This is a genomic window from Bacillus infantis, assembly GCF_050107595.1.
In the GTDB taxonomy this organism is placed as follows: domain Bacteria; phylum Bacillota; class Bacilli; order Bacillales; family Cytobacillaceae; genus Bacillus_AB; species Bacillus_AB infantis_C.
In genome coordinates, this window is the sequence record NZ_JBNILH010000003.1 from 390,681 (window position 1) to 416,062 (window position 25,382).

Below are 25,382 nucleotides of genomic sequence, written 5' to 3' on the forward strand. Positions count from 1 at the left end.
TGGCCCCACATACTTCAAAGAGGGACCAGACACCTTTTTATAAAATTACTCTTTAAGCTAAATACGGAGATCGAAACTCCTCAACAAACAGCCCGGCCTCTCGGATCTTCCCCCGGGCTTGAGGGCAATCCTTATTCGTACCAATAAACATATAATAGTCATAACCAAAATGAACAAAAAACTCTTTTCTGAAGCTTAATTTACACCAGATAGCTTCCCTCAAGGTTAACCTCGCCATTTCCGTGATTTCTTCTTTCCGGACGGCTTTCCCTATCCAGATATATGATAGGAAAAGCAGTTTCTCCTGGACCGCTGCCGCTTCCGTCCACATCTCAAGAGCATTTACATAAAGTCTGTCCACGGCCGCCTCATCCATAAAAGCAGTGATGGCTTGAATGTAGTTTGTTTCAGTACGCAAGTATTCCTCTTCACCGACCTTGGTGCCTACCTCTGAAAAACTAGTCCATTCGCTGTCATCGAGATAATTGCCGTATGCATCCCTTTTTTGAGGATCATATTTTGTCACTCTATAATAATTCACTTTGCACCTTCCTAACGTTGGGGTATGGGGAAAGTGCCAAGGGGTCAGGTCCCCTGGCCCTACTTCAAAAAAGTGAGCCAAGGGACCTGTCCCCCTGGCTCCTTCAATCTTGTATGGTGATGCCGGGACATCGCTTTTTTAACTCAGCAATAAACTCCCTTTTCTCTTTTGGAGAAATTTTTATACTTCCGAAGGCTGTTGTTTTATTGAAAATTTCAAGGGCATCCCTCGATGACAGTATTCTGTATCCAGTAAAAATATCATTTGCAGGAGATACCTTTATTATATTTTCGTAAGAAATCCTGCTTCTAAACGGTCCGCCTTTTATAAATAAGTAATCTTTATAGAAAATATATTTAACCGAAAAAGCAGTCCATAAAATAAAACCCGTCACTATCAGGAAAGTTGAAGTAAGTATAAGAACCGCTGGCAATTGGGTGCCGCCTTCAATGAATAATGGAAAAAATAAGCCAAAAGCAATCACGAGCACAGCAGCCAGTATTAAACTAGTAAAAAAAGCATCTATTTTTGAATGAAACACCATAAAAAGCACCTCCCATAAATAAATATCTTATTCTATACGTTTTAGTAAAATGAAAGTTTCAGACTGGATGGGTGACCCAAGAGGCCGGGGGGACAGGTCCAGTGGCCCAGCCTTAAAAGTGAGCCAAGGGACCTGTCCCCTTGGCCCAAGGAGGCCGTGGGCCCACCCGGCAGCCCAGCCCACCCCGGCCCCTATCTTCCATCCGCCACGATATGGATGTCTATGTTGGATGTTTCTCTCATGATCATGTTGACGATGGATCCTTTTTTAATTTCTTCCCATCGGGTCCTGGCTGACTGGCCTAAGAGTATTTGGGTGACATTCAGTTTTTTTGCTACTTCAATGATGACAGCTGCAGGTTTCCTGCTGCGTTTCTCTTCTAATATTATTGTCGCATTAAACTGTTCTGCGAGCATTTGCCATTCTTTTATTTTCTGCTCATTAACCGGACTGCTATCACTGCGTTTTTCTGCGGTTACATTCAGGATGCATAGTTCAGCTTTCATCCTATGGGCCATCCGCCAGCCCCGCCTGATTAATTTTTCTGCAGTGGGGCCGTATTGGACGCAGACTAGGATTTTCTCATTTACACCGATAGGGCCGTTTTCGAGGCTGCCGCTGATCTGCTCGATCCTTTCATCGACATCATTGGCAATCTCCCTTAGAGACAATTCACGCAGTGCTGATAAATTATTCACCGTAAAGAAATGGGACAGGCTTTGTTCGATTTTCTCTGGCGCATAAATTTTTCCGTCCGAGAGTCTCTTCCTCAATGTTTCCGGCGGGATATCAATCAGCTGGATTTCATGGGCCTTTTGCACAAATGTATCCGGGACCCGCTCTCTTACCTTTACCCCTGTAATTTGCTGGACGATATCATTGACGCTCTCGAGGTGCTGAATATTCACGGCAGAAAAAACATCGATTCCCGCATCGATAATGAGGGAAACATCCATATACCTTTTTGGATTTTCAGAACCCGGGATATTGGCATGGGCCAGCTCATCGACAATAACAAGATCTGCTTTTCGTTCTATGATGGCCTCTACATTCAGTTCATAAAATTTCTTCCCCTTATAGGGAATGATTTTTAAAGGAACCTGTTCAAGGTCTTTTATTTGCTCCTCCGTCTCTATGCGGCCATGGGTCTCTATGAAGCCGATGACCACATCTTTTCCCTCATTCTTCAAATCTGCAGCATCTTGCAGCATTTTATAAGATTTGCCGACTCCAGGGGCTGCCCCTACATATAATTTTAGTTTTCCGCGGCTGGATTCAGTGATTTCATGAAGTATCTCTTCAGGTGTTCTTCTCCTAAAATAAGGGTGATTTTGTTTCATTCCCGTCACCTCGATTTAAGATCTGCCTACGCAAAAGGCACCCTAACCAATATGATTAGGGAGCTATTTTACTACTGCAATAATTTCTCTAAGCCAAGATTAAGCATCAGGACATTGACGCGTTCTTCCCCAAACATTCCTAGATCCTTGCCTTTGGTATTCTTTTCAATCAGCTTTGTTAACTGGTCTTTCGATAGCCCAGTTTCATCCATGATTCTGTTAACCTGGGCCATGGCTCCCTCCACTGAAATATGGGGATCCAGCCCCGAGCCTGAGTCTGTAACCAGATCGACCGGGACTTCATTAATTGGCGTATCAGGATTAGCTGTTTTCCAGGATTCTATTGATTCTTCTACCCGCTGGAGGAGATCCCCATTAGAAGGGGCATAATTATTGGAACCTGATCCTGCCCCATTATATTCTATGGCTGAAACCCTTCCATGGAAATATTTTGGATCTGTAAAATTTTGTCCGATTAATTCAGATCCGACCACTTCATTTTGTTCGTTATAAATCAAGCTTCCATCTGCCTGATCCGGCATGATGGCCTGTGCAATTCCTGTTGTTGCGATTGGATATATCAGACCGGCGAGGATCATGATGGTAAAGCTGGACCTGATGATTGGCCCGGCAATCTTTTGTTTGTTTTCCATCAGCAGCTTCCTTCTTTCGTTAATAGATTAGATAAAAAGTGAGACAAGCATATCAATAAGTTTGATTCCGATGAATGGTACAAGAACACCGCCCAAACCATAAATGGTTAAATTTCGTTTAAGTAAGCTATTGGAGCTCATCGGTTTATATGCGACCCCTTTCATGGCAAGCGGGATCAACAACGGGATGATGACTGCATTGAAGATCAAGGCGGAAAGGATGGCAGACAATGGCGTTGACAGCCCCATGATGTTTAAAGCTGACATCTCGGGAATGGCCAGCATGAACATGGCCGGGATGATGGCAAAATATTTCGCGATATCATTGGCGATACTGAACGTCGTCAGTGCTCCGCGGGTCATAAGCAATTGCTTTCCTATGGAAACCACTTCAATGATTTTAGTTGGGTTAGAGTCCAGATCCACCATATTGGCGGCTTCTTTGGCAGCTGTTGTACCGCTGTTCATCGCAAGGCCAACATCTGCCTGGGCCAGCGCAGGTGCATCATTGGTGCCGTCTCCTGTCATGGCTACAAGCTTTCCTTGAGATTGTTCATATTTAATCACTTCAATCTTATCTTCCGGTCTACACTCAGCGATGAACTCATCCACGCCCGCTTCCTTCGCTATGGTAGCAGCGGTCAGCGGATTATCGCCTGTTGCCATGATGGTTTTGATGCCCATTTGGCGGAGCTGGTCAAAGCGTTCTTTCATTCCGGGCTTTACGGTATCCTTCAGATAAATCAGCCCAAGAATTTTCCCTTCCACCGCAACGGCCAAAGGAGTACCGCCTTCTCGGGCGATTTCCTTCACTTCTTCATCCAGATCGACAGGAATTTTTCCTCCCTGTGCCTTCACCCAGCTTTTGATTGAATCGACTGCCCCTTTCCTCACCTGGCGCCCATCCTTCAGATCAATCCCGCTCATTCTCGTCTCTGCTCTGAATTCGATGACCTGGCCCCCTGCAGCTGCAGATGCATCAAGCTTGCTTCCCTTTTCCTTCAGTAATTCTATGGTGGAGCGCCCTTCAGGTGTTTCATCATGCAAGGAGCTGATCCCCGTCCAGTAGTGGAGCTCTTCTAAAGAAGCATCTCCCACTGGGATGAAATTGCTCGCCATCCGGTTCCCAAACGTAATCGTACCCGTCTTATCCAGGATAATCGTGTTGATATCCCCTGCAGCTTCAACTGCTTTCCCTGACATGGCAAGAACGTTGAACTGGGTAACACGGTCCATCCCCGCGATGCCGATTGCCGACAGCAGTCCCCCGATCGTCGTCGGGATCAGACAGACAAGAAGTGAAATCAGTACAGGTATTTCAAGCGAAAACTCAAGATAATTCGTGAAAAACGGAAGAGTAACAACCACGATCATGAAAATTAACGTCAAGCTTGTGAGTACGGTATTCAAAGCAATTTCATTAGGCGTCTTCTGGCGTTCTGCTCCTTCTACTAATGAGATCATCCGATCTAAGAAAGACTCGCCAGGATTGCTGGTGATTTTCACTATAATCTGGTCACTGACGACTCTTGTTCCGCCCGTAACAGAGTTAAAATCGCCGCCTGCCTCCTTAATGACAGGAGCCGATTCACCCGTGATGGCTGATTCATCCACAGATGCCAGGCCTTCGATGACTTCACCGTCGCCGGGAATCATTTCGCCTTGTGAGACCACGACCACATCGCCTTTTTTTAGAGAGGTGGAAGCCATCTTCACTGTTTTCCCATTAGCTTGTAAAAGGATTGCTGTAATTTCCTGTTTGGATCTTTTCAAAGAATCAGCCTGCGCTTTTCCGCGTCCTTCAGCGAGTGCTTCAGCAAAATTCGCAAATAATACAGTAAACAGCAGAATCAGGGTCACTGTGATATTGAACCACGGTTCAACCTCGCTTCTGCCAAAGGCATCAGGCGCAAAGCATAAGATCAGTGTAATGATGAAACCGATCTCCACCACGAACATAATCGGATTCTTCACCATTTTTCTCGGGTCAAGCTTCGTAAAAGAATCCTTAAGCGCCTGAACCATCATCGCTTTATCCATCATTTTATTTTCATCCTTATTGTCTTTATGGTTAGGCTGCTGGGGAACATGGGGCTGAAAAGATTTTTTGTCCTCTTTGCCATGCAGCCCTGCAGCTTGATTTGCTCCTTTTAACAAATGATTAGCCATGATTATTCACTCCCACCTACAATGTCAGATATTCTGCGACTGGCCCCAATACAAGCGCCGGGAAGAATGTCAGTGCACCTACAATAAAGAAAGTACCGACCAGAATCACTCCGAAAAGTGGGGTATCGGTGCGGAATGTTCCGATGGTCTCGGGAACAACCTTCTTGGATGATAGTGAACCAGCGACAGCCAGCATGGTGACAAGTCCAAAGAATCTTCCTGCATACATGACGATGCCTGTTGAAATATTCCAGAATGGCGTTGCATCCCCAAGGCCTTCAAAACCAGATCCGTTATTGGCAGCAGAAGAGGTATATTCATACACAACCTGTGAGATTCCATGGAAGCCGCTGTTTGAGATGGCTCCGGCACCAAGCGGCGTATACAAGGCAATTGCAGATGCACCCAGTATCAAAAGGGGATGCATCAGCATCGTCAAGGCGATGAGCTTCATTTCCCGCACTTCTATCTTCTTGCCCAGGAATTCAGGTGTACGGCCCACCATCAGCCCTGAAAGGAATACGGCAATCATGGCATACATGATCACATTGATGAATCCTGCTCCAACCCCGCCGAATACTGTATTTAAGAGCATATTGGAAAGGGCCAGCATTCCGCCTATAGGTGTCAGCGTATCATGCATCGTGTTGACTGCACCTGTTTCAGAGGCTGTTGTGACAAGCGCGTAGAAGATGGACTGGCCTGTGCCGAACCTGACTTCCTTCCCTTCCATGCTGCCTTGATCTGTATTGATTCCCAGTGCATTCAATGCAGGATTGCCTTGATGTTCATAGAACAGGGCAGTGCCAAGGAATAAGGTGAAGACCATCAGCATTGATACAAACAAAACACGACCTTGTTTCGCATTTCCGAGTATTTTTCCATACGTAAACGGCAAGGCAGTCGGCAATAGCAGCATAAGCAATATTTGAATGATGTTACTGATGCTATTCGGATTTTCAAATGGATGAGCTGAATTGACTCCAAAAAAGCCTCCGCCATTATTGCCAAGTTCTTTGATGGATAAAAAGGTCCCGACAGGTCCGCGTGCGATGTCCTGGGTAGTTCCCTCGAGCGTATTGACTGTTACAGAAGGCTCCAAAGTCTGCGGAACCCCCACTGCGACCAGAATTAATCCTGACACAATAGCGATTGGCATCAAAACACGCGTAATCGCTCTGAATAAATCTACAAGGAAGTTGCCGATTTCTTTTCCAGACAGTGCCTTGACAAATGCGATGGCAGCTGCCATAGCCGTTCCCGGTGCGGCAAACATCATGAACAGAATCCCAATCATCTGTCCAAGATAAGAAAGACCCGACTCTCCGCTGTAATGCTGCAGATTGGTGTTGGTCATAAAGCTGATGGCTGTATTAAAGGCTAAAGTTGGATCCATGCCCGGATTCCCGCTCGGATTCAAAGGCAGGACGCCCTGCAGCCGGAAAACCATATAGACTAGGAGAATCATAAATCCATTGGCTAAAACAAGCGTCATGGCATACTGCTTCCATGTTTGGTTTATCTTTTTGATTCCGCTGATTTTAAAGAGAATGTTTTCGATCGGGCCGAACACTCTATCCAGCCCTGTTTGGCTATAATCAAAAGCCTTTGCCAGATAGATGCCGGCAGGCTTTGCTATCAGAATCACCGCCGCCATAGTAACAATGATTGAAAGAATCGTTGTAATCACCTTTTTACCCCCAAGTGGTTAAAATTTCTCCGGATTAAGTAATACATAGAATAAGTACAATGTAGTAAACGCCGTAATGCCAAGCAGCAGAACCATTATTCGTTTTCACTTCCTTGCTTTACGGCTTCAGCGGACCAGCTGGCAAGTCCGAGCATCAAAGCCGGCAGGATGATGAAAAGGCTGACCATGATAATGTCTGACATTCTGATAACCTCCTGATTTCTAACTTAATAGACATGAAATATTGCTGCTTTTGGAATAAACCACATATTTTGCTCCATATGCGCAATAAAGGCGCATTGGATAGCCATGAACAGTGGCAGCGACAATGATAGGTGCACAAGTGCTGTTCCTGATGACCTTCAGCAGGATGCATGTTTCTGCAATCTCACTTTCAAAGACAATCACCTTCCTGAACCGCCCCTGGAGAATTAAGTATTCATCTTTGGGGCCGAACTCAACCACACGCTGATGGCCCCTGCTTTTTAAAGCTCTGATCACTTGAGGATCAGCTGAAACAAGGCAGCATGAATGCGAATCGCTCAAAAAGCTTTGTACCCGCAGGAGCACCTCTTCATTTGGAATGCAGACAAGTATGGCATCCTCTGTTTGAGGCAAAGTCAACATAGTTACCTCCCTTCTTTTTTGAAAGTCCTCATTTACTCGTTGCCCAGAGATCATCAAAAAGCAATATTATGCCTGGAAATCATGAAAGCGTCTGTTCTCAGTTGTTTGACTGGAAATAAAAGCCAAATAACGAAAACAAAAATAGACCAATGATTACTTCTCCCCCAATATGAATTCAAGAGCGCAGATCATCCACATCTTCGTAAAGATGCAAAAATACTGCATGGAAAATCTCTTGTTCATTTGGAGAAAAAGCATCCATTGGTCTACTTAACACCCAGCCGGCTGGCAGCAGCCCTCTATGTGTTCTGTCTTCCATGTTCACTTTTTCAAGATAGGCATAATAAAAAGACCTTCTTATTACTCAAGCTGCCTCGTTCGCTGTTTGGCACAACAAAAAAGGCCCCCTGAAAAGGCGGTCTTTATGACCTCCTTCGCTTTAGCCGACGAAGTTAGCTGACGGGTAGGATGGCGAAAGAGTTTGAATCTCATCCCTTCTGCAATGGCAGAATTAACCCCTGTTGATTGGTTCCTCCGTTCTCGTCTCCGAGACTAGGCCGAATATTGAGTTGTTTGATTGCTGTTTACGAAAGCAATCGTACTCCTGCTCCTGGAAATTGTAAATCAGAAGAAAATCCCATATTTGACTGTTTTCAGCGATATCGAGGATTTTTCTTAAAGTTTCCTCGCTAATTCTAACTAATTGGTCCTTTTTCAATGTTTTTTGAAATTCATATTTTTATTGACTTTAGCAGCACCCCTCACTAACATATACCTTGAAATTCGGTATAACTTTGAAAATCTCAGGGAGGAACTGGAATTGCAATCTTCTAAACGACGATTAGAGGCTGAATTAAGCGAAGCTTTCATCAAGCTGCAAAGGGAGCTGATCGGCCGCGGGCCGCAGGAGACCAGGACTTATATTGTGGAGGATATGGTCATTGCCAGATTCAAAGGTGTCCTGACTGTGGAAGAAAAGCACTTGGTAGAACATGAAACCGGCAGGCAGCTTGTTAAAAAGATGCGGCAGGTTCTCAGAGAAATGTACAGTACGAACTTTGAGGAGATAGTCGAAAAGCATACCAAATGCAAAGTCCTTTCAAGCCACAGTGACATCAGCACCAAAATGGGAGAACGCATGGAAGTGTTTGTGCTCGATAAGAACCTGGAAAAATGCCTTGAACATTAAAAAAGCTGTATTTCTTTGAAAAAGAGAGCATTTCCGAGAAAAGTGGATTTTCCCAGTTAAATTTAATCCTAATTTCTTATTTTCCGGGTTTTTCCTTTGCGCTAGTGGGGAGTATGATAAATTCTAATTCTGACCTGATCCGCTGAATCCATACAGAACGGAGGAACCAACCGATTATTCCAGAATAATCATGGGGTGAAGCTGCAAGGCCGGGGGACTTCTGCCTTCCGAACCCGTCAGCTAACTTCGTAAGCGTTGCAGGAGAGAGGAGCGATATCCATCCAGCCAGCCTGATTACAAATAAATAACACTGAAACGCTGAATCTTATAGAGCGGGGGAACCAACTTTTGACTGCAGGCCGCAGTCTTGGGGTGAAGCCATGAATGGCAGGGAGACTCTTACCTTCCTAATCCGACAGCTAACTCCGTAAGCGTTGTTTAAGAGAGTGATCGTTGCCATAATAGCACACGTTTGTTTACCTGTGCCAAAGCTGCGGAGAATACTCTCTGCAGCTTTTTTAATTTCTGTAAAGGGGATAGTATCGGTGACTCAAGTGTCAGAGCAAAATAAAAATTATATTGAAATAAAAGAAGCACAGAAAAAATATCATATTGAACTTCTTCATCTTCAATTTGTTGATTTAGAAGGAATCCTTAAGCATGTAACTATTACCTTTGATCAGCTGGACGATGCCTTAGAGGGAAAAATCATGTTCGATGGCTCCTCCATACAGGGATTCAGCCCTATCAACCAATCAGACTTATACCTTAAGCCGGACATAAACACTTTTTCCGTCATTCCATGGTCGATAGAAGAAGGATATAGTGAAGCCAGGCTTTTGTGCAGTGTGGCTAATCCTGATGGCACCCCATTTGAGGGTGACCCCCGCAATGTGCTGAAGAGGACGATTGAGAAAGCGGCAAGCTATGGTTATTCAATCAGCATCGGCCCGGAACTGGAATTCTTCTTATTTGCGATGGATGAGGAGGGCAATCCTACGACAGTACCGCAGGATAGCGGAGGATATTTCGAGCCGGCCCATGATCTGGGTGAAAAAGTCCGTTTGGAAATCTACCGGACCCTAAAGGCCATGGGATTTAAGATTGAGGCCTCCCACCATGAGGTAGCTATGGGCCAGCATGAAATTAACTTTAAGTTCATGGATGCCCTGGCTTCAGCCGACAATGCCACCACCTATAAATGGGTCGTGAAAAATATCGCAAAAAACTTTAACCTGCACGCCTCCTTTATGCCAAAGCCGCTTCAGGGGTTAAACGGTTCCGGCATGCATGTGAATATCTCACTGTTCAAAGACGGGCAGAATTCATTTTTTAAAGAAAATGATCCCAACGGCCTCTCGGAAGATACTTATTATTTCATAAACGGCCTGATGAAAAACATCGTGTCCCTTACAGCCATCACAAATCCAACCGTCAATTCCTATAAGAGGCTTGTCCCTGGGTTTGAAGCGCCTTGCTATATGGCCTGGTCCACGTGCAACCGGTCCACGCTGATCAGGATTCCCTCATCACGTGGAGCCGCAACAAGAGTGGAAGCACGCCACCCCGATCCATGTGCAAACCCTTACCTGGCTTATGCGGTGATTGCAGAAGCAGGGCTGGAAGGAATTCAATTAAAGCAAAGGCCTGTAGAGCCCATTAATGAAGACATATACAGCATGCCTCAAACCAAAAGAAAAATGCTCCGGATCAGCCACTTACCGGACAATTTGGAAACGGCACTCGATCTTATGGCAGACAGTTCTCTCGCAAGAAAAATTCTGGGCGATCACGTTTTCCGGAAGTTCATTTCTCTAAAAAGAGCCGAATGGAAGGAATACCGGAACACAGTTCACGACTGGGAGCTTAAGAGGTATCAGATGAAGTTTTGAATGAGCCAAGGGGACAGGTCCCTTGGTTTATTTTCTCCCTAACATCTGATCCTGCTGATCCCTCCTGACAGCTAAAACTAAAGCAGCAAACCAGCCAATCAAACTCCACCCTAAAAATAGATTTATAAAGTATATTAAAACTCTATTAGACTTATTTCTTCTCTTTGCTATGATGCTTGGGATAAAATAAAAAAATGTCCCGATAAGTAAAGGTATAATTTCCATTTAATTTCTCTCCTTTAGGCCAGGGGGACAGGTTCGTTGGCCCAGCTTCAAAAAGAGCCAAGGGACCTGTCCCCCTGGTTTAGCTAGTTCAGTATAAACTCCATTTTTCTACTCTTCGTTGTCATCCCGATTGACCTGTAAAATTCAATGGCAGAAGTATTTTCCTCAGATACTCCCAATTCAATACTATCGACTTGGAGGCTTCTTCCAAAACCGAAGACATGTTCAGTAAGTTTTTTCCCGATACCTTTCTTTCTATATGCTTCAGCAACACACAAACTCTTTATATATAATATCTTCCTCGCCTTTACAAAAGTATTTTCAATTATTTCTTCTTCCTTTGCCACTGTAACGCCGACTATATCATTAGAAATCACAGCCACAAAAATATGGTGTTTGCCATCAATTAATTGGCTTTCAAAAAACTCCTGTTCGACTGGAGTGGAATTTTCCTTGTACAAATCAGGCCTGACAAAAACATGGAATTCATGAACCTGCCTAAATAATGGAAGCAATGTCTCATAATCACTTTGAATGGCATTTCGAATATGTATATTCATATTTTCCCTCTCATTAATTTTCTAAAGGTATCCAGCCCTATTGTTTTATAAGAAAAGCCACCGAAGTTAGCCGCTGATCTGAAATATTCTATTCTTACAAGAAGGCTGACCCTAGTGTAAAAATAAAATCGAGTCCCAGGTCTTCAGCTCAGTAAACGGATTCTTTAGTCTATATGACTATTCCACTATTCCCATTACCTATTACTAAAAACCAAAGCATTATCAACAAAGACCTTGCAGTTTACTGTAAAAATACCGCCAAGGGTCACCTTTATGTTTCTGGTTAAACTATCATTGCCTTTAAGTACACCTTCCAGAGTGGCTCTAACTGCCATACCTAAATTCTGATGGTGTATAAAAGTATGTGTAAGACCTTTTTCTAGACAAATAAAAAAGGACAAAGTACCCTCTGAGTTATCACCACAATAACCATAGGAGAGGAGCACTTTATCCATGCCCCATTTTAACATAGACGACCTTGATTTTGCCAATATCCTTAAACTTTCTATGCAGGACCTCCTTAAAGAGAAAGCAGAAAATATCTTGCGTGAAGAGATAAAGAATGTCCTAGAAAATGAGCCTGTCGGCGAAGAAAACTCCCGTAATGGGTACTATTCACGGACTCTTGACACCATTTATGGCCGGATTGAGGATCTGGCAGTTCCCCGTGATCGTAAGGGCGATTTTACTACCCAAATGTTCGAACCCTATCAAAGACGTATGGTGGCCGTAGATGAACTCGTTGTCCAGCTCTATCAACATGGAGTTGGTGTTCGGCAGGTTGGGCTGATCATGAAAAGTCTGCTTGGTGAACAATATTCCCCAGGGACAATCTCCAATATCACTTCGGCTGTTATGGAGGACATTATTGAATGGCAGAATCGGCCTCTGAAGAAACGTTACTGTGCTTTATTTCTTGATGCGCTATTCGTAAAAGTCCGCAGAGATACTGTAGGCAAAGAGGCTGTTTATATTGTTTTAGGTATTAATCCAGAAGGCCATCGGGAAATCCTTGGATTTTATGTAGGCGGAGTGGAATCATCAAACGGCTGGCAGGAAATCCTTCTGGACTTACGTAAAAGAGGCGTCCAGGAAGTGTTAGTTGGCGTATTTGATGGACTTCCAGGTCTCGAAGAGGCCTTTAAATCCATTTTTCCAAAAGCTGATGTTCAACGCTGCGTCGTTCATAAGGTACGTTCCACCATGAATAAAGCACGAAAAAAAGATCAGGCAGAGCTAAGCTTGGATTTAAAAAGAGTATACACTTCAAGCACATTCGAAGAAGCAGAGAAAGTGTTGAAAGAGATTAAGGAGAAATGGAAAAAGACTTATAGCCGGGAACTGGCTTCATGGGAAGAGGACCTCCCAGTCCTCCTAACTTTTTTACACTACCCTGAAGAAATACAAAAGTATATATACACGACAAACCTAATAGAGCGTACCAATAAGGAAGTGCGTAAGAGGTTAAAGACTATGAACAGCCTACCTAATATTGAAGCAGCCGAGAAGATTATATACCTTACTTCTATCGATTATAATGAACGGTGGGCAAGAAGGAAGCTAGGTGGGTTTGGCTTGGCCTATGAAGCAATAGTGACTATGTTTGATCAGCGATATCCAAAATCGTAAAAAGCATAGTCAGTGAGTCAGGCAGCCTCGGCTGCCTGACTCCCCCTAAACTAAATAACGATAACTCATGAAGTGCATATGCTTACACATAATTCTTGACGGAACCTAAATTCTCATCCTGTAATTTACCATCAACATATAACTTCTCACCATAAAACCAGGAATTAACCACTTGAATATGGTGTCCCTCATATTTAAAATCAAACACTTTCTTCATGTTGAATTCCTCCTCTCCCTTTAGAGTATACGAGTTGAAATACAATAAGTTCCAAAGAGCCAGGGGGACAGGTCCCTTGGCCCATCTTCAAAAAAAGCCGAGGGACCCGTCCCCCTGGCCCGGAATATCTTAGAATATCAATTCATGGGTTCGCCCCGTAACAAACATGTACAGTCCGAATATAGATAGAACCATTCCCAGATAAAACGTCCAGCAGTTGTCTTCTTTATCACTGTCAAAAGTAAAAAAGGTTATGGAACAAAAGAGAAGATTTATAACAGGAATAAAGCCGTATTGATGTCCAATAGCAAACGCGACGCCCCCCATAATCAGCCCGATAATCCCATACGGATTCTGCCCTTTAATTCTTTCAATATACTCCTTCTCTTGTTCAGACAAACCCTCATGCCTGTCCCCGAAAATGTCCATATGCTTCATCCTATTAAGGAAATGAATCAATTTACCAAATGTCATATTCTCACCTGCTTAAGAAGGCCGCAGGGACAGGACCCCTGGCCCAGTCTAAAAAAAGAGCCAAGGGACCTGTCCCTCTGGTTCTTACCTATGCCCATCTTTACGGGCCTGTATATATCCATAATAAGCACAGGTGCCATTTTGGGATAAGTCTTTCACTTCAAAGCCGCAGGTCTCATAGAATTTGAAATTGTTTGCTGAGGTATGCGCGAACCAATCACCATGGGGGAGCTTCTGTACACAGAGTTCAACAAGCTTCTTCCCTATGCCTCTTCCGCGATATTCTGATAGAACAGCTAAATCCATTATATTGGCAGCCATGATTTGATCAGAAATCACACGTACCATAGCAATCATTCTGTTCTGATCCCAAACTGTAAATGCCCAGGTTGAGTTCTGAAATATCAAAGTAAACTTCTCTTTTTGCCAGGATGGCGTATTCCTTGCCCATCCAGCATCTTCAAAAATTGCCTCAGCCTGGTCAGCAGGAACCTCCTCAGTGCCTTCTCTAATGACCAACCCATTGAAATATTGATACATGAGCAGTCCCCCTTTATATAATGCTTAACCAAATTTATTCTCGGTGCTGGGTGGAATTCCCTTTAATTTTTTGCAGCCACAAGTACAGGTCCTATGGCTCACTCTTAAAAAAAGGTGCCAAGGGACCTGTCCCCATGGCTCACATTGGAAATGAATTGCCACAATGTGTAAAATACAGAAAAAGAGATTAAAAGGAGTATATCTATGAGACTATTGGTGCGCGGTGAGAGAGCAAAGCTTAATGATTTTAGTTCTTCTAAACAGCTGGAGTTTGTGGTGGAGGTTCAGTCCGGGATGGAGGTTGATGTTACATGCTTCGGCCTGGATGGAGATAAGAAGCTTTCGGATGACAGATATATGATCTTTTATAATCAGCTTCAGTCACCAGCCGGTGAGATCAGCATGAAGGCCCACAGCAGCGGCTCGGGTACATATGAAATCAATCTGGACAAGCTGCATCCGTCCGTAAAGAATCTAGTGTTTACGGCGGCAATCGACGGAGAAGGCACCATGTCGTTGGTTTCATCCGGTACCCTCACTGTGAAAGCGGACGGACAGCCCATTTTGCAGTACAGCTTCACAGGCAGCGATTTTCAAAATGAGAAAGCAATCATTATCGGCGAGGTATACTTGAAGGATATTTGGCGGATTGCCTCGGTGGGAAAAGGCTTTGATGGAGGCCTGGCTGCCCTGCTTAGGCATTTTGGCGGAGAAGTGGCCGAAGATGAAAGCGGACAGACGCAGCAGCCTGCTCCAGAGATAGCATCAGCCCAGCCTCACGTCCAACAAACAGTGCCAGCTCAGCCTGCTCCGGCACAGCAGCCGCCCAACAGCAAGAAAGTCATGCTGGAAAAGAAGATGGAACAGAAGGCGCCAAAAATTCTCGATCTCTCGAAAAAAGTGAAGGTGTCCCTCGAAAAGGCAGGCCTTCAGGATCATAGCGCCAAGGTAGCATTATGCCTTGATATTTCCGGATCTATGTCAAGCCTGTACCGTTCCGGGAAGATCCAGGAATTTGCCGAACGGATTCTGGCACTTGGCACAAGATTCGACGACGATGGTTCGATTGATATCTTCCTTTTCGGCCAACATGCACATCATGCCGATGAGCTGACAATTGATAATTTTGATGGCTTTGTAAACAGGCTGAACCAGGCTTATCCGCTCGAAGGCGGCACTTATTACGGGAAGGTAATGAAAGAAATTCGCCAGCATTATTTCGGATCTGCGGGAAAACGCTCCAGTCCGGAAGCCCGTAATATGCCTGTATACGTCATGTTTGTAACCGATGGGGCTACCTTTGATGAACGTGAAACGCGGAATCATATCCAGAACTCCTCCTACGAACCGATTTTCTGGGAATTTATGGCCATCGGCAAATCCAACCGCGACGCAAGCAAAAAGAAAGGCCGGCGCGGATTCTTCAAGGCCATGTTCCAATCAGACTTCACCTTCCTCGAAGAACTGGACAACATGGACGGACGCTACCTCGACAATGCCGATTTCTTCAGCGTCGAAGACCCTAAGGCGATTGCCGAAGAAGAGCTTTATGACTTGCTGATGCAGGAGTATCCGGAATGGGTGAAGCAGGCCAGAAGCGGGGGATTGATTCGGTGACAGGACCTTTTGGACAGGTCCCTTGTCCAAAGCCTCAATTAGAGCCAAGGGACCTGTCCCCTTGGCTCTCCCATTTCATCCGAGAGATTTAAACGTTAAATTTGTATGTTCAATAGTTGGTGTTTAAAAAATTCAGTATTGTATTACTTTTTACGAACTTCTTGTTTAATCGAAAATCCTCTGTTAGAATTCAAAAATCAACTTCATACGATCCTTATATAAATATGGAAATATGGTCCATAAGTCTCTACCCGGCAGCCGTAAAATGCCGGACTATAAGGAAAGTTAGAGCGCGGCATGGGATATATGTACCCAGGTGCATTCTCTTCTTTCTTTATAGATTAAGAGAATGCACCTTTTTTATTTTTTCATAAAGGTCAAACCTCTGAAAATAATAAAGGTCGGCAATGGAGCTATTTTAAGGGAGGCTAATGATGAATATCATGTATAGTTTAATATCCTTAGTGGGTTTACTGTTTTTAGCTTGGCTCCTCAGCAAAAATAAACAATCCATAAAATGGCGCACGATTATCATGGGTATAGCGCTGGAAGGGATTTTCGTTTACTTTATGCTCAATGTTTCCCTTGGCCGCTGGATTCTTGAAAAAATTGCACAAGGCGTGCAAAATGTCATGAACTATAGCCAGGCAGGCATTGAATTCTTATTTGGCGGCTTTTTTACGGAAGGAACCAATGTGGGATTTGTTTTTGCCATTCAGGTCTTATCTGTTATCATCTTTATCTCTGCTTTGGTCTCGGTTCTATATTATTTACGGATCATCCCTATCGTTGTACGCGGACTCGGCTGGGTTGTTGGCAAGGTGTTTGGCACAACCCGTGTTGAATCCTTTAATACAGTTGCCAACACAATGCTGGGAGTTGCAGAATCTCCGTTACTTATTAAACCTTATCTGGCAAAGCTGACACGGTCAGAATTGTTCACCGTTATGGTTGGAGGTACAGCATCAGCGAGTGGTGCCATTCTTTTGTCTTATGCTCAAATGGGTATTGATATTAAATACCTGCTCATATCTGTTTTCTCTGTACCCTTTGTCTCTATCGTCATGTCGAAAATCATGGAACCTGAAACCGAACAATCTGAAACCGCTGAAGATGTCAAAATGGAACAAGCAGAACACTCAAATGTGTTTGAGGCCCTTTCAGAAGGAGCTATAAGCGGAGTGAAGCTTGCCGCTAATATTGGTGGTTTGCTTATTGCGTTTATTAGTATACTGGCACTTGCAGACGGCATATTAGGCATCATCGGTACGGATTTAGCCACCATTTTTGGCTATGTATTCTATCCTTTCGCTTTACTTGTCGGAATTCCTATTGAAGATGCTTTTCGTGCTGCCTCCATTATCGGAACAAAGCTTTCAGCCAATGAACTTATTGCATTCCAGGACCTCCTCAAAATACAAGAGCAGCTAAATCCGCAAACTGTTGCGATTTTATCTGTGGCATTATGTAACTTTGCAAACCTGTCTACTATCGGTCAATTAATTGTCGGCCTTGGATCCCTGGCACCTTCAAAGAAGAAATTAATTGCCTCTCTGAGCTTTAAAGCCATTATCGCCGGTACAATGGCAAGCTTTATTACAGCAATTTTTGTAAATATGTTTATCTAATCTTGAGCCAGGGGGACAGACCCCTTGGCCTACCTGTAAAATATAATGGTGCCTGCCCCCACATACTAAGCTACAGCACATGTTGGGGCAGAACCTTTCCAATCTATTCATCACTGTTCTTTCCTATCCATCACAATCTCCTTCATCCGCTCTGTCCCAACAGCACCCACATTCAATACATTTTCATCTAACCAATAACCCATCTCAAAAGATGAGCCATCCTTAAGGTGAATTCTCAAAAACACTCTCCTGTCACCTTTAATTTTCTTATAGACCTTATCAAAACCGACATACTCCAGCGAAAGAAAATCTCCAATAAACTCCGTTGTTTCCTGCTCTGTAAAATCGGAGATATGGCTGCCATCATAATCACTTTCCAGACTCATTTTCACTACCTTTCCTTTTATATCCAGTAAATCAGAAAGTATTTTAGCTTTGTTGTTTTCACTTACTTGATACACTTGATTGCCCGCAAGCACTCTGAAATCGGACCTGTACCCGGCAATTTCATAAATCTCTGTCCCAACAGGCAGAAAGGCAGCATCCCCATTTTTCAGTTTATGACCTAAACAGGCATTATCTGCTAATGTGTAGGTAACCTCACCAATTTTTTTACCCTTCTCCGGCGCTTCACCTTCTGATAAGCCTTCATCTCCTCCCTCGTATTTAATTCCATTTACCATTAATACATCTGCCCACTCTATCACTGCATTTGGCGGACAATCATTTGCAGTACTTCCTGTGTTGGAGCAAGCAGATAATATGAAAATCAATATAATGGAGATAAGACCGAGCTCCTTAACCAAACCATCACTCCTTGTTATAAGAGATTTGAAAATAAACATGATGGTAAAAATGCGCCATACTTATTAGACGGAGGTTCCGCCTTAATCGATACATTTTTTTGTGAGATAATGAGCCAAGGGGACAGGTACCTTGGCTCATAGGCTGCATGTACTCAGTAGCAGCCCATAACAGAGCATTCTAAAAAAGCCGGTAAAAAACTCAGGCATTGATCAGCCAAGTTTTCTTGTTAACTATCATTACAGAAATATTAATACCTGTTGCCCTGCAAGCAGGATGACCCGCTGAATTAAAATGACCTTTATATTAAAGTTTTAACATGTAGCTTTAACAAAAATGAATCACTCAACACGCATACTGTGAAATAAGCAACATATACAGTTTTACTATATACAGCACTCTTTTAAAGTCGAACTGAGATGTTTCATGCCAGCACCAGCAACAGGGACCTGCTCTCCGGTCTATCCCCTTAGCCCATACCTCTAATAAGCCAATCTCTTCAATAGATAATATTGTTGATGTTCTTTTGCAGGATGTTCTTCCACAGTCCCAACCACTTCATAACCATACTTTTGATAGAATTCAGGCGCTTGAAAACTGAACGTATCCAGTTGAATCAACCTGCATTGATTGGTCATAGCGATTTCCTCAATGCTTCGTAATAACTTCTCTCCATAACCGTTACCCCTTAGAGTTTCATCAACCCATAAGAAATCTATATGCAGGTGATACCAAAAAATTGTTCCTGTGATCCCACCCAAAATGTTTTCCTTTTCGTCTCTGAGTATAGAGCTTATGTTTTTCACTGGATGTTGTTTTACTTCTTCAGGGACATTCCTCAGATTGTGTTCAATCACTTTCTTTCTTATATATTCACTATCTTCCCGGCTCCACTGCTGGATTATCTTCATGCTTTCCCCTCCTTACTAGAGCTACAGGGACAGGCTCCATGGTTCAAAACTGCACACTAAAACCGTTGAATTTATGGATTCCTGTACCAAATTTTGTGAGTTCATTTTCCCTCAAAAACTTAACTGCCCTTTTAACTTCTTCCAAAATATTAGGCTCAAGCCCAAGAGTGTTATGTGAACCAAAAATCTTAGAAACGTTTGGTATGCAGGATATCTTTTCTAAAGAGTTTACTAAATCAACAGGATTTGTGGAGGGGTAAAATGCATATATAGGGGTCTCACTATAAAGTAAATCTCCAGTAAATAAATATCCGTTTTTCACATCAAAAATGGCTATATGGCCAGGAGAATGTCCAGGAGTATGATAGACGATCAACCTTCTATCTCCCAAGTCAATAATATCACCATCTTTTAATATACCTGCCGGTTCCCCTTGGAACGGCTGATATATATCAGGATTAAACGTGACTGGCGGGGGCAGGGTCAAATCTCTGCTGACATCTTTTCTTATTCTCTCTAATGACAACCCCTCAATTCCATTCACCAACCAATCTTTATCTCCTTCATGAACAAATATCTTCTCGAATTCCCCGTGACTTCCTATATGATCTGTATGTACATGAGTAGTCAAAACGCGAATCGGCAAGACAGTTAATTGATCAGTAATTCTTTTTATATTATCAATTCCAAGGCCTGTATCAATTAAAACAGCCTCTTCTTTACCCGCTAACAAAAAAGAATGCACTTTCTCCCAATGGCCGTATTCACTTATTGCGTATGTATTCTCGTCAATCTGTTTCACTGAAAACCACGGATCCTTAATCATAATAAGCCCCCCTCATTACAATCTAGCACTTTCATAAACCTGCCAAGTGTATTCTTTATATAACCAAGGCATTCCTTCAAGTCCGCCTGCTGTTTCTCAACCAAACAACCATCTTACACAGTCCCCTTTAGTCTAAATACAAACTCTCTCCCTCCACTTTCAACATAGTAAGATACGGAACCAGCAGTGAACCTAAAAAAGCAAGCAAAATTCCACCGCCGAGGTCTAAGTAAATGTTGTCAAAGGGAGCTATGATTCCAGCAAAAATAGTCAAAGGCCCTATTACTAAAAAAGTATTTACTAGCCTTCCCCATAATGTTACATAGTGTTCAGAACCACAGTTATCACATATTACTGGTTGGTTTATCTCTCTCCATAAAATACGATATATCTTACGCCAGCTGAATGGAGCCTGGCATTGCTTACATTTTTGCATAAAGCTCATACCACCTGTCTAATTTTCCTTGTTTCTCACCTTCTACATGTAACTTCCGAATACTTCACCACTTATTAAAATCAAACCAAAGCTGTCACTTGGATCTCATATAAAATACCTCTTAGATGTGCTGGCAATTCGGCCTTCCGCGCTGCTAAATACTTCTCAATCCCGGTTTTCAGCTCTTCACTGGATCGGTTGCTTGTCCCATCAATAAGTACTTTTAATACTGCTTCTGATTTATCGAGAGGACAGTGTACCTGGACATCAGCATAATTTTTTTCTTTTATGTAATCTGCAGCGAAACCTTGTAGAATTGTCATAGCATGCTCTGTCTCTACTTCCTGCAGGCTTCTTTTCAAAATTTTTATAGTATAGTGGCTTAAATCTTTTGGGGGTATATTTTTTTCTAAATAGGCCAGCAATTCTTGTTTACTGCTATTTTCGTCCATTTGAATCCATATAACCGGATCTGTACCCCCTGTTGAAAAGCTGAAAAATCCAAATTGATCCCATGCAGCTTCAAGAACTTTTCCGATACGCTCAGATCGTTCCTCAGTCTCATCTTTTGTAGGCACTTCTTCCCTATTAAAACTCAAGTCAAAAATTATAAGGATAGCGGCTGATATCATTATGATGAAAATCGACTTTTTCATTATCTTCCTCCACACATCTTTTTTTGCTGTCCAATATGATTAGACGATTAAACCATCTTAATAGATACATTTTCTGGAAACCTTTTGAAATTTTGCATAGTTCCCTCACCCTTCAATCCGAATAGATATAAACAATATGGAAAATATAATTATGTAGTAAACACTGGAGGGAATACATATGGCCCAAGCACAATCCTTATACGAAAAAGTAGGCGGAGAGGAAGCCGTTGCCAAGGTAGTGGATTATTTTTACGAGGAATTGGTCCTGAAGGATGAAACGGTCCAGCATTTCTTTGTGAATACAGACATTGAAAAGCAGAAGCAGCATCAAACGAAATTCATTAGCTTTGCCCTTGGCGGCCCAAAAAACTATACGGGCAAGTCGATGGCAAAGGCTCATGAAGGGATGAATATCCAGCCGGAGCATTTTAATGCCATCGCCTCACACCTTCATGATGCCCTTGCCCATTATGGAGTCGATGAATCTGATATTGGCCAGGCACTGGAGAAGGTTGCCTCGCTTAAAGACGATATCATTTATAAATAGGCCAAGGGGTCAGGCCCCCTGGCCCAACCTCAAAAAGAGCCAAGGGACCTGTCCCCCTGGCTCTTACCTATGCGAGTCATGAATAGGAGTGAATAGATCTTCCTCGGCATTCCTCACGACAGAAAAGTGCTCCACATTGTAATGGCCATGCAAGGTCCTGTTATGATGCTTGATGATCTGTTCGGCCGGCAGCACGTCACTGTCAGCGGTCGAATGGCCATCACCGACTAAAGTGACATCGAAGCCGTTGACTGTGGCCGTCCTGACGGCGGTGTCGATGCAGTATTGCGTGGCACAGCCCATAATGACAAGATGGCCGATTTCTTGCGAGTGCAAATGATCCAGGAGCCCTGTCCCATGGAATGAATTAGTGGCCGTCTTATTGAAAATCACAGCACCCTCAGGAACCTCTATCCCATTATGGATCTGAAACCCCTCGCCTTCTCCTCCCGCAATATCAAGGTCTCTGACAAAAACGGCCGGAACTCGCGCTTTCCTTGCTTTGCCAATAACCAGATTGATATTTCGGATCAGCTGCTCTTTATTAAAAACCGGACTGCTCTCTCCATGACTTCCATCAATCAATGCCTGCTGAGCATCAATCACCAATAATGTTTGCTTCAAAATGATTTCCCCTTTCAGTATAAAATGCTGTTTGGCTAGTTAACTGCTTCTTCTATCTCCCTTGTAACCATCCATCTCCCGTTAATCAGACCCCAATTTTCAATAGTAAACAACCTTGCCAGTATCTCCCCATCCTTCACAATCAACTGTTCATAAAACACGACAGCATTTTCGTTATTCCTTAGTCTGATGACCCTGTTCTCAAAGCTCTTCTCCGCTCCCAGAAAATGTGTGACCGATTGTCCCATGCCATCTACTGCTTCCTGCTTCGTGAAAAAGACTGGTTTTTCACTTTCACCATTGAAAAAGGCCACATAATATTCATCTGCCATCCTTTCCACCATGGATGTATCCCCTGACTTCATGGCATGGCTCCAGCCGCGAATAAACTCATCATGGATTTTTGTGAATTCGTCCAAGCGATTATAGACTTCAAGCATTGTCAGGTCCTCACTTTCTTTTTCTGCTTAATGCTCTATTGTTCGGCGTGGCAAGGGGGTTTTCCTTCCTGGAGCCAGCGAATTAAAAGAACCTGTCCCCAAATCGGGAACAGGTTCCTTTGTTATGGTCAAGACTTTTAGTATGTTAAGGCCCTACTCAGCCAGCCAAACTGAGTCAGATAGATAAAGAACGATAAATCTCCCCAAGAATCCCCTTCATCTGATGAACCCCCAAGTCCGTATTCATCATGATGACAAGGCCCGTGCCCTTATATGGATAAGCAGCCATCATACATTGAAAGCCGGCTCCCCATCCAAGAGAGGAGATTTCAAGCTCTTTATCCGATCCGTCTAAAAACACACCCAGACCTGCCCAGTCTTTGCCTTGCTGTTGGATTATTTCCTTTGCTTTCTCTGCAGAGAGACCTGTTTTGCTCTTACCTTTCATAGCATTCATCAACTCAGTAACCAGCCCGGCTAATTCAGCAGGGACTGTCCATAGTCCCGATGCAGCTGGATATGGATAGATAGAGTACTTTTCCTCTATTAACTGCCCAGCTTTGTCATGTCCGCAAGCGTAATTTTTACCCGAAATCAGCCCTGGAAAAGAGCTGTTTTCCATTTTTAAAGGCTCAAAAATCAACTCATACGCGAGATCCTCAAATGATCCTCCAGTCACATCTTCAATCAGCAGCTGCACGATGCAATAGCCGGCATCTGAATAATGAAATTCACTCCCTGGCTCATATGCCACCTCAATAGGGACTCTGCAAAAAGCTGTCTTTCCTTCTAATAACTCAACTATTGAGGGTACTTCATCGTTCAAATTAAGTTCTGGAAAACTGCCATCCGGATCCACTACTCCTGATTGATGGCTGAGCAGCTGCCGTAAAGTAACTTTATTGTTAGCAGTGAATCTAGCATCAGGGACCTTCCAGCTTTTCAGCCTGCGGTTTACATCCTCATCTAAATCGAGACTTCCTCGACCCGCTAATACCATAACAAGCATCCCCGTTAGAAACTTACTGATTGAGCAGGCATTAAAAATGGAATCACCTTTAACTGAATTAGTGGTGCCCGCTTCCCTCAGGCCATACTGCTCCTCCGCACTGATCTGGCCATCTTCAATCAGCACCAGACTCAGTCCTGTACCAGAAAGTGATTCATTCTTTCCTTAATATTTATAGGATTCAGTCCCATTTCACACCCCATTTCCATATAATTCTACCATTGCTTAAAAAGGCTCTGTTAAATAATAGTGTTGATATTATGCCAATAGAAAAGGGCACCTGGCATTCCTTTTCTGGAAACAATCACCTAAATGGTAAGCTGAAGATATAACCGATATAAAAGAACAACTCTCGGAAAAAGAATGGTACTTTACTATTCAATGTCTTATATACGGAACTTTGGGCAGGTGATGAATATGCCTCCATTCCAGTATCCTTTGCCATGAGGATTGCTCTTTTCATATGCAAAGGGTCACTTACAATAATAAATGTGTTCAAGTTTTCCTCATTCGCAATTTCATAGGCGTATTTTAGATTTTCTTCTGTAATTTTAGATTTAGTCTCAATAAAAATATCCTCTGAATTGACATTGTTTTTAATAGCATAATTTCTTGCTACTTCGGATTCTGCATATTCATCATCCTTGCCCTTGCCGCCAGTAAAGGTAATTTTATCCACATAATCATTCTCATAAAGCCAGATAGAATGATTTATTCTCTCACGCAATACAGGAGAGGGTTCGTCATCCCAAGCAGCTGCACCAAGTACCACAGCCGCATCAGTTTTAACTAATTGATTTTTGTTACCAAAAGACCAAATGCTAATAGCCGAATAGATTATGAAAATAATAATAATAACTATTATGGCAAGAACTAATCTTAGCCCGATTTTTTTGGTCAATTTACATCAGTCCTTTGCAATATTACCGATATGCTGCAAACCTATGTTTTTCACAAGTAACTTCTGTTGATAGAATACTATCTTAAATTGGAACCAACTCAAATAATGGCATCACCAGAGTTATTTAACACAGCCTTTTAAAAAAAAGAACCTGACTCCCTATTAGCCAAGTTCCCCCATACCACTCTAATTTCCCCAGTTTCACACTACAACTTCCTCAATGATTGAACTCCCTTCAGTGCTTTCATCATCAAGCCATTGCCATTTTTCATGCAGCCTGATTCTTCCGTCCGGCAATATTTCAGGAGTAGAAACACATTTTCCGCCTCTGAGCTCATCCCTGCTGTTCACGTGATTATACCGAAATTCCAGGCAGCCATCTTCCTTCACAATCCCAATCAGCGTCCCCTGTACAATATCGCCGCCGCCATAGGCTGCCGAGATGATTTGCCCCTCCTGCCTATAGACAAAGAAAGTCTTTGAGGAAACCTCTCCATTCTCTGTATTTTCAACAGACACAAACGAACGTCCATCATAATTGATCATTGCTTTTCCCTCCTGGCTGCTGTTGTTTAGTAAATTATATCATTTAGCACCATTTATGGAGTAAGAAAAGCAAATCTCAATTACAGCAAGCTTGACAGTCAGATTAAAACTAAACCGCTGCTTTCCAACAGTTCTATCGGCTATAAC

At 43.1% G+C, this 25,382-nt stretch carries 30 protein-coding genes and 4 riboswitches; of the genes, 6 read left to right on the top strand and 24 right to left on the bottom strand.

Features of this window, described 5'->3' with window-relative positions; all coding sequences use genetic code 11:
- Positions 1-52: 52 nt before the first annotated feature.
- From ACQCVH_RS08520 to ACQCVH_RS08560, 9 genes are all read right to left on the bottom strand, one after another.
- Complete coding sequence (locus ACQCVH_RS08520) at positions 53-541, bottom strand: hypothetical protein (RefSeq protein WP_426835299.1); 489 nt, start codon at positions 539-541, stop codon at positions 53-55.
- Between the two features lie 103 nt (positions 542-644).
- Positions 645-1,085, bottom strand: coding sequence for a PH domain-containing protein (locus ACQCVH_RS08525; RefSeq protein ID WP_426835300.1), 441 nt, complete (start codon positions 1,083-1,085; stop codon positions 645-647).
- Positions 1,086-1,276: 191 nt separating this feature from the next.
- Positions 1,277-2,425, bottom strand: a complete 1,149-nt coding sequence (gene kdpDN, locus ACQCVH_RS08530; RefSeq protein WP_426835301.1) for a KdpD-like non-kinase potassium sensor — start codon at positions 2,423-2,425, stop codon at positions 1,277-1,279.
- Positions 2,426-2,496: 71 nt separating this feature from the next.
- Positions 2,497-3,078, bottom strand: a complete 582-nt coding sequence (kdpC, locus tag ACQCVH_RS08535; protein WP_426835302.1) for a potassium-transporting ATPase subunit KdpC — start codon at positions 3,076-3,078, stop codon at positions 2,497-2,499.
- A 27-nt stretch (positions 3,079-3,105) separates the two neighbouring features.
- Entirely contained in the window at positions 3,106-5,121 is a 2,016-nt protein-coding gene (gene kdpB / locus ACQCVH_RS08540; RefSeq protein WP_426835426.1) for a potassium-transporting ATPase subunit KdpB, read from the bottom strand.
- 142 nt (positions 5,122-5,263) lie between these two features.
- Positions 5,264-6,925: a potassium-transporting ATPase subunit KdpA gene (gene kdpA / locus ACQCVH_RS08545; protein ID WP_426835427.1), complete on the bottom strand. Its 1,662-nt coding sequence runs from the start codon at positions 6,923-6,925 to the stop codon at positions 5,264-5,266.
- Between the two features lie 30 nt (positions 6,926-6,955).
- Positions 6,956-7,033 (bottom strand): potassium-transporting ATPase subunit F, encoded by a 78-nt coding sequence (locus tag ACQCVH_RS08550; RefSeq protein ID WP_083783119.1) that lies wholly within the window; start codon positions 7,031-7,033, stop codon positions 6,956-6,958.
- The gene (locus ACQCVH_RS08555) at positions 7,033-7,140 is read right to left on the bottom strand and encodes a signal peptide protein (RefSeq protein ID WP_426835303.1); all 108 of its coding nucleotides are present in this window, start codon (positions 7,138-7,140) and stop codon (positions 7,033-7,035) included. Before ACQCVH_RS08555 ends, ACQCVH_RS08550 begins: the two co-directional genes overlap by 1 nt.
- Before the next feature lie 19 nt (positions 7,141-7,159).
- On the bottom strand, positions 7,160-7,564 hold the full coding sequence (locus tag ACQCVH_RS08560; RefSeq protein ID WP_426835304.1) for a hypothetical protein: 405 nt from the start codon (positions 7,562-7,564) through the stop codon (positions 7,160-7,162).
- A gap of 426 nt (positions 7,565-7,990) precedes the next feature.
- Positions 7,991-8,133: riboswitch (cyclic di-AMP (ydaO/yuaA leader) on the bottom strand.
- Positions 8,134-8,384: 251 nt separating this feature from the next.
- Here ACQCVH_RS08560 and ACQCVH_RS08565 point away from each other — a divergent pair.
- Together ACQCVH_RS08565 and glnA are read left to right on the top strand one after the other, a co-directional pair.
- Positions 8,385-8,753: a Na-translocating system protein MpsC family protein gene (locus ACQCVH_RS08565; protein WP_426835305.1), complete on the top strand. Its 369-nt coding sequence runs from the start codon at positions 8,385-8,387 to the stop codon at positions 8,751-8,753.
- Between the two features lie 130 nt (positions 8,754-8,883).
- Positions 8,884-9,023: riboswitch (cyclic di-AMP (ydaO/yuaA leader) on the top strand.
- 36 nt (positions 9,024-9,059) lie between these two features.
- Positions 9,060-9,203: riboswitch (cyclic di-AMP (ydaO/yuaA leader) on the top strand.
- A gap of 95 nt (positions 9,204-9,298) precedes the next feature.
- Positions 9,299-10,645, top strand: coding sequence for a type I glutamate--ammonia ligase (gene glnA, locus ACQCVH_RS08570; RefSeq protein WP_426835306.1), 1,347 nt, complete (start codon positions 9,299-9,301; stop codon positions 10,643-10,645).
- Between the two features lie 27 nt (positions 10,646-10,672).
- Here the strand turns inward: glnA and ACQCVH_RS08575 are convergent, their stop codons facing one another.
- Complete coding sequence (locus tag ACQCVH_RS08575) at positions 10,673-10,870, bottom strand: superinfection immunity protein (RefSeq protein ID WP_426835307.1); 198 nt, start codon at positions 10,868-10,870, stop codon at positions 10,673-10,675.
- An 83-nt stretch (positions 10,871-10,953) separates the two neighbouring features.
- Positions 10,954-11,430, bottom strand: coding sequence for a GNAT family N-acetyltransferase (locus ACQCVH_RS08580; RefSeq protein WP_426835308.1), 477 nt, complete (start codon positions 11,428-11,430; stop codon positions 10,954-10,956).
- A gap of 453 nt (positions 11,431-11,883) precedes the next feature.
- Here ACQCVH_RS08580 and ACQCVH_RS08585 point away from each other — a divergent pair, with 453 nt between their 5' ends.
- Positions 11,884-13,059 carry an IS256 family transposase gene (locus ACQCVH_RS08585; RefSeq protein ID WP_426835309.1) on the top strand — a complete coding sequence of 392 codons (1,176 nt, stop codon included), beginning with the start codon at positions 11,884-11,886 and terminating at the stop codon, positions 13,057-13,059.
- An 82-nt stretch (positions 13,060-13,141) separates the two neighbouring features.
- On the opposite strand, the gene ACQCVH_RS08590 is transcribed toward ACQCVH_RS08585, so the two are convergent.
- The 3 genes from ACQCVH_RS08590 to ACQCVH_RS08600 all read right to left on the bottom strand — a co-directional run bounded on the left by ACQCVH_RS08590 (position 13,142) and on the right by ACQCVH_RS08600 (position 14,290).
- The gene (locus ACQCVH_RS08590; protein ID WP_426835310.1) at positions 13,142-13,276 is read right to left on the bottom strand and encodes a hypothetical protein; all 135 of its coding nucleotides are present in this window, start codon (positions 13,274-13,276) and stop codon (positions 13,142-13,144) included.
- 129 nt (positions 13,277-13,405) lie between these two features.
- Positions 13,406-13,750 (bottom strand): cell division protein FtsK, encoded by a 345-nt coding sequence (locus ACQCVH_RS08595; RefSeq protein WP_426835311.1) that lies wholly within the window; start codon positions 13,748-13,750, stop codon positions 13,406-13,408.
- Between the two features lie 84 nt (positions 13,751-13,834).
- Positions 13,835-14,290 carry a GNAT family N-acetyltransferase gene (locus ACQCVH_RS08600; protein WP_426835312.1) on the bottom strand — a complete coding sequence of 152 codons (456 nt, stop codon included), beginning with the start codon at positions 14,288-14,290 and terminating at the stop codon, positions 13,835-13,837.
- Between the two features lie 204 nt (positions 14,291-14,494).
- On the opposite strand from ACQCVH_RS08600, the gene ACQCVH_RS08605 reads away from it, so the two are divergent.
- Complete coding sequence (locus ACQCVH_RS08605; protein ID WP_426835313.1) at positions 14,495-15,907, top strand: VWA domain-containing protein; 1,413 nt, start codon at positions 14,495-14,497, stop codon at positions 15,905-15,907.
- A 194-nt stretch (positions 15,908-16,101) separates the two neighbouring features.
- Positions 16,102-16,203, top strand: a riboswitch (purine riboswitch).
- A gap of 135 nt (positions 16,204-16,338) precedes the next feature.
- Complete coding sequence (locus ACQCVH_RS08610; RefSeq protein ID WP_426835314.1) at positions 16,339-17,535, top strand: NupC/NupG family nucleoside CNT transporter; 1,197 nt, start codon at positions 16,339-16,341, stop codon at positions 17,533-17,535.
- 110 nt (positions 17,536-17,645) lie between these two features.
- Here ACQCVH_RS08610 and ACQCVH_RS08615 read toward each other — a convergent pair whose 3' ends face one another.
- The 5 genes from ACQCVH_RS08615 to ACQCVH_RS08635 form a co-directional block, all read right to left on the bottom strand.
- On the bottom strand, positions 17,646-18,341 hold the full coding sequence (locus tag ACQCVH_RS08615) for a hypothetical protein (RefSeq protein ID WP_426835315.1): 696 nt from the start codon (positions 18,339-18,341) through the stop codon (positions 17,646-17,648).
- A gap of 480 nt (positions 18,342-18,821) precedes the next feature.
- Positions 18,822-19,250: a GNAT family N-acetyltransferase gene (locus tag ACQCVH_RS08620; RefSeq protein WP_426835316.1), complete on the bottom strand. Its 429-nt coding sequence runs from the start codon at positions 19,248-19,250 to the stop codon at positions 18,822-18,824.
- 43 nt (positions 19,251-19,293) lie between these two features.
- On the bottom strand, positions 19,294-20,076 hold the full coding sequence (locus ACQCVH_RS08625) for an MBL fold metallo-hydrolase (RefSeq protein WP_426835317.1): 783 nt from the start codon (positions 20,074-20,076) through the stop codon (positions 19,294-19,296).
- Between the two features lie 127 nt (positions 20,077-20,203).
- Complete coding sequence (locus tag ACQCVH_RS08630) at positions 20,204-20,521, bottom strand: TIGR04104 family putative zinc finger protein (protein ID WP_426835318.1); 318 nt, start codon at positions 20,519-20,521, stop codon at positions 20,204-20,206.
- Positions 20,522-20,592: 71 nt separating this feature from the next.
- Positions 20,593-21,168: a YolC/YozM family protein gene (locus ACQCVH_RS08635; RefSeq protein WP_426835319.1), complete on the bottom strand. Its 576-nt coding sequence runs from the start codon at positions 21,166-21,168 to the stop codon at positions 20,593-20,595.
- Positions 21,169-21,346: 178 nt separating this feature from the next.
- Here ACQCVH_RS08635 and ACQCVH_RS08640 point away from each other — a divergent pair, with 178 nt between their 5' ends.
- Positions 21,347-21,715 carry a group I truncated hemoglobin gene (locus ACQCVH_RS08640; RefSeq protein ID WP_426835320.1) on the top strand — a complete coding sequence of 123 codons (369 nt, stop codon included), beginning with the start codon at positions 21,347-21,349 and terminating at the stop codon, positions 21,713-21,715.
- Positions 21,716-21,778: 63 nt separating this feature from the next.
- Here ACQCVH_RS08640 and ACQCVH_RS08645 read toward each other — a convergent pair whose 3' ends face one another.
- The 5 genes from ACQCVH_RS08645 to ACQCVH_RS08665 all read right to left on the bottom strand — a co-directional run bounded on the left by ACQCVH_RS08645 (position 21,779) and on the right by ACQCVH_RS08665 (position 25,235).
- A complete protein-coding gene (locus tag ACQCVH_RS08645; RefSeq protein ID WP_426835321.1) occupies positions 21,779-22,339 on the bottom strand; it encodes a cysteine hydrolase family protein in 561 nt (186 codons plus the stop codon).
- A 35-nt stretch (positions 22,340-22,374) separates the two neighbouring features.
- Positions 22,375-22,779: a hypothetical protein gene (locus ACQCVH_RS08650; RefSeq protein ID WP_426835322.1), complete on the bottom strand. Its 405-nt coding sequence runs from the start codon at positions 22,777-22,779 to the stop codon at positions 22,375-22,377.
- 175 nt (positions 22,780-22,954) lie between these two features.
- Positions 22,955-23,914: a serine hydrolase domain-containing protein gene (locus ACQCVH_RS08655; RefSeq protein WP_426835323.1), complete on the bottom strand. Its 960-nt coding sequence runs from the start codon at positions 23,912-23,914 to the stop codon at positions 22,955-22,957.
- Between the two features lie 178 nt (positions 23,915-24,092).
- Positions 24,093-24,689 carry a YdcF family protein gene (locus ACQCVH_RS08660; protein WP_426835324.1) on the bottom strand — a complete coding sequence of 199 codons (597 nt, stop codon included), beginning with the start codon at positions 24,687-24,689 and terminating at the stop codon, positions 24,093-24,095.
- A 201-nt stretch (positions 24,690-24,890) separates the two neighbouring features.
- Complete coding sequence (locus ACQCVH_RS08665; RefSeq protein WP_426835325.1) at positions 24,891-25,235, bottom strand: avidin-fold protein; 345 nt, start codon at positions 25,233-25,235, stop codon at positions 24,891-24,893.
- Positions 25,236-25,382: the final 147 nt, after the last annotated feature.

Coding starts and splice junctions, on each gene's coding strand:
- ACQCVH_RS08525 (WP_426835300.1), bottom strand. CDS start 1,085: ATGGTGTTTCATTCAAAAATAGATGCTTTTTTTACTAGTTTAATACTG.
- kdpDN (WP_426835301.1), bottom strand. CDS start 2,425: ATGAAACAAAATCACCCTTATTTTAGGAGAAGAACACCTGAAGAGATA.
- kdpC (WP_426835302.1), bottom strand. CDS start 3,078: ATGGAAAACAAACAAAAGATTGCCGGGCCAATCATCAGGTCCAGCTTT.
- kdpB (WP_426835426.1), bottom strand. CDS start 5,121: ATGATGGATAAAGCGATGATGGTTCAGGCGCTTAAGGATTCTTTTACG.
- ACQCVH_RS08550 (WP_083783119.1), bottom strand. CDS start 7,033: ATGGTTCTGCTGCTTGGCATTACGGCGTTTACTACATTGTACTTATTC.
- ACQCVH_RS08555 (WP_426835303.1), bottom strand. CDS start 7,140: ATGTCAGACATTATCATGGTCAGCCTTTTCATCATCCTGCCGGCTTTG.
- ACQCVH_RS08560 (WP_426835304.1), bottom strand. CDS start 7,564: ATGTTGACTTTGCCTCAAACAGAGGATGCCATACTTGTCTGCATTCCA.
- ACQCVH_RS08575 (WP_426835307.1), bottom strand. CDS start 10,870: ATGGAAATTATACCTTTACTTATCGGGACATTTTTTTATTTTATCCCA.
- ACQCVH_RS08580 (WP_426835308.1), bottom strand. CDS start 11,430: ATGAATATACATATTCGAAATGCCATTCAAAGTGATTATGAGACATTG.
- ACQCVH_RS08585 (WP_426835309.1), top strand. CDS start 11,884: ATGCCCCATTTTAACATAGACGACCTTGATTTTGCCAATATCCTTAAA.
- ACQCVH_RS08590 (WP_426835310.1), bottom strand. CDS start 13,276: ATGAAGAAAGTGTTTGATTTTAAATATGAGGGACACCATATTCAAGTG.
- ACQCVH_RS08595 (WP_426835311.1), bottom strand. CDS start 13,750: ATGACATTTGGTAAATTGATTCATTTCCTTAATAGGATGAAGCATATG.
- ACQCVH_RS08600 (WP_426835312.1), bottom strand. CDS start 14,290: ATGTATCAATATTTCAATGGGTTGGTCATTAGAGAAGGCACTGAGGAG.
- ACQCVH_RS08605 (WP_426835313.1), top strand. CDS start 14,495: ATGAGACTATTGGTGCGCGGTGAGAGAGCAAAGCTTAATGATTTTAGT.
- ACQCVH_RS08610 (WP_426835314.1), top strand. CDS start 16,339: ATGATGAATATCATGTATAGTTTAATATCCTTAGTGGGTTTACTGTTT.
- ACQCVH_RS08620 (WP_426835316.1), bottom strand. CDS start 19,250: ATGAAGATAATCCAGCAGTGGAGCCGGGAAGATAGTGAATATATAAGA.
- ACQCVH_RS08625 (WP_426835317.1), bottom strand. CDS start 20,076: ATGATTAAGGATCCGTGGTTTTCAGTGAAACAGATTGACGAGAATACA.
- ACQCVH_RS08630 (WP_426835318.1), bottom strand. CDS start 20,521: ATGAGCTTTATGCAAAAATGTAAGCAATGCCAGGCTCCATTCAGCTGG.
- ACQCVH_RS08635 (WP_426835319.1), bottom strand. CDS start 21,168: ATGAAAAAGTCGATTTTCATCATAATGATATCAGCCGCTATCCTTATA.
- ACQCVH_RS08640 (WP_426835320.1), top strand. CDS start 21,347: ATGGCCCAAGCACAATCCTTATACGAAAAAGTAGGCGGAGAGGAAGCC.
- ACQCVH_RS08650 (WP_426835322.1), bottom strand. CDS start 22,779: ATGCTTGAAGTCTATAATCGCTTGGACGAATTCACAAAAATCCATGAT.
- ACQCVH_RS08665 (WP_426835325.1), bottom strand. CDS start 25,235: ATGATCAATTATGATGGACGTTCGTTTGTGTCTGTTGAAAATACAGAG.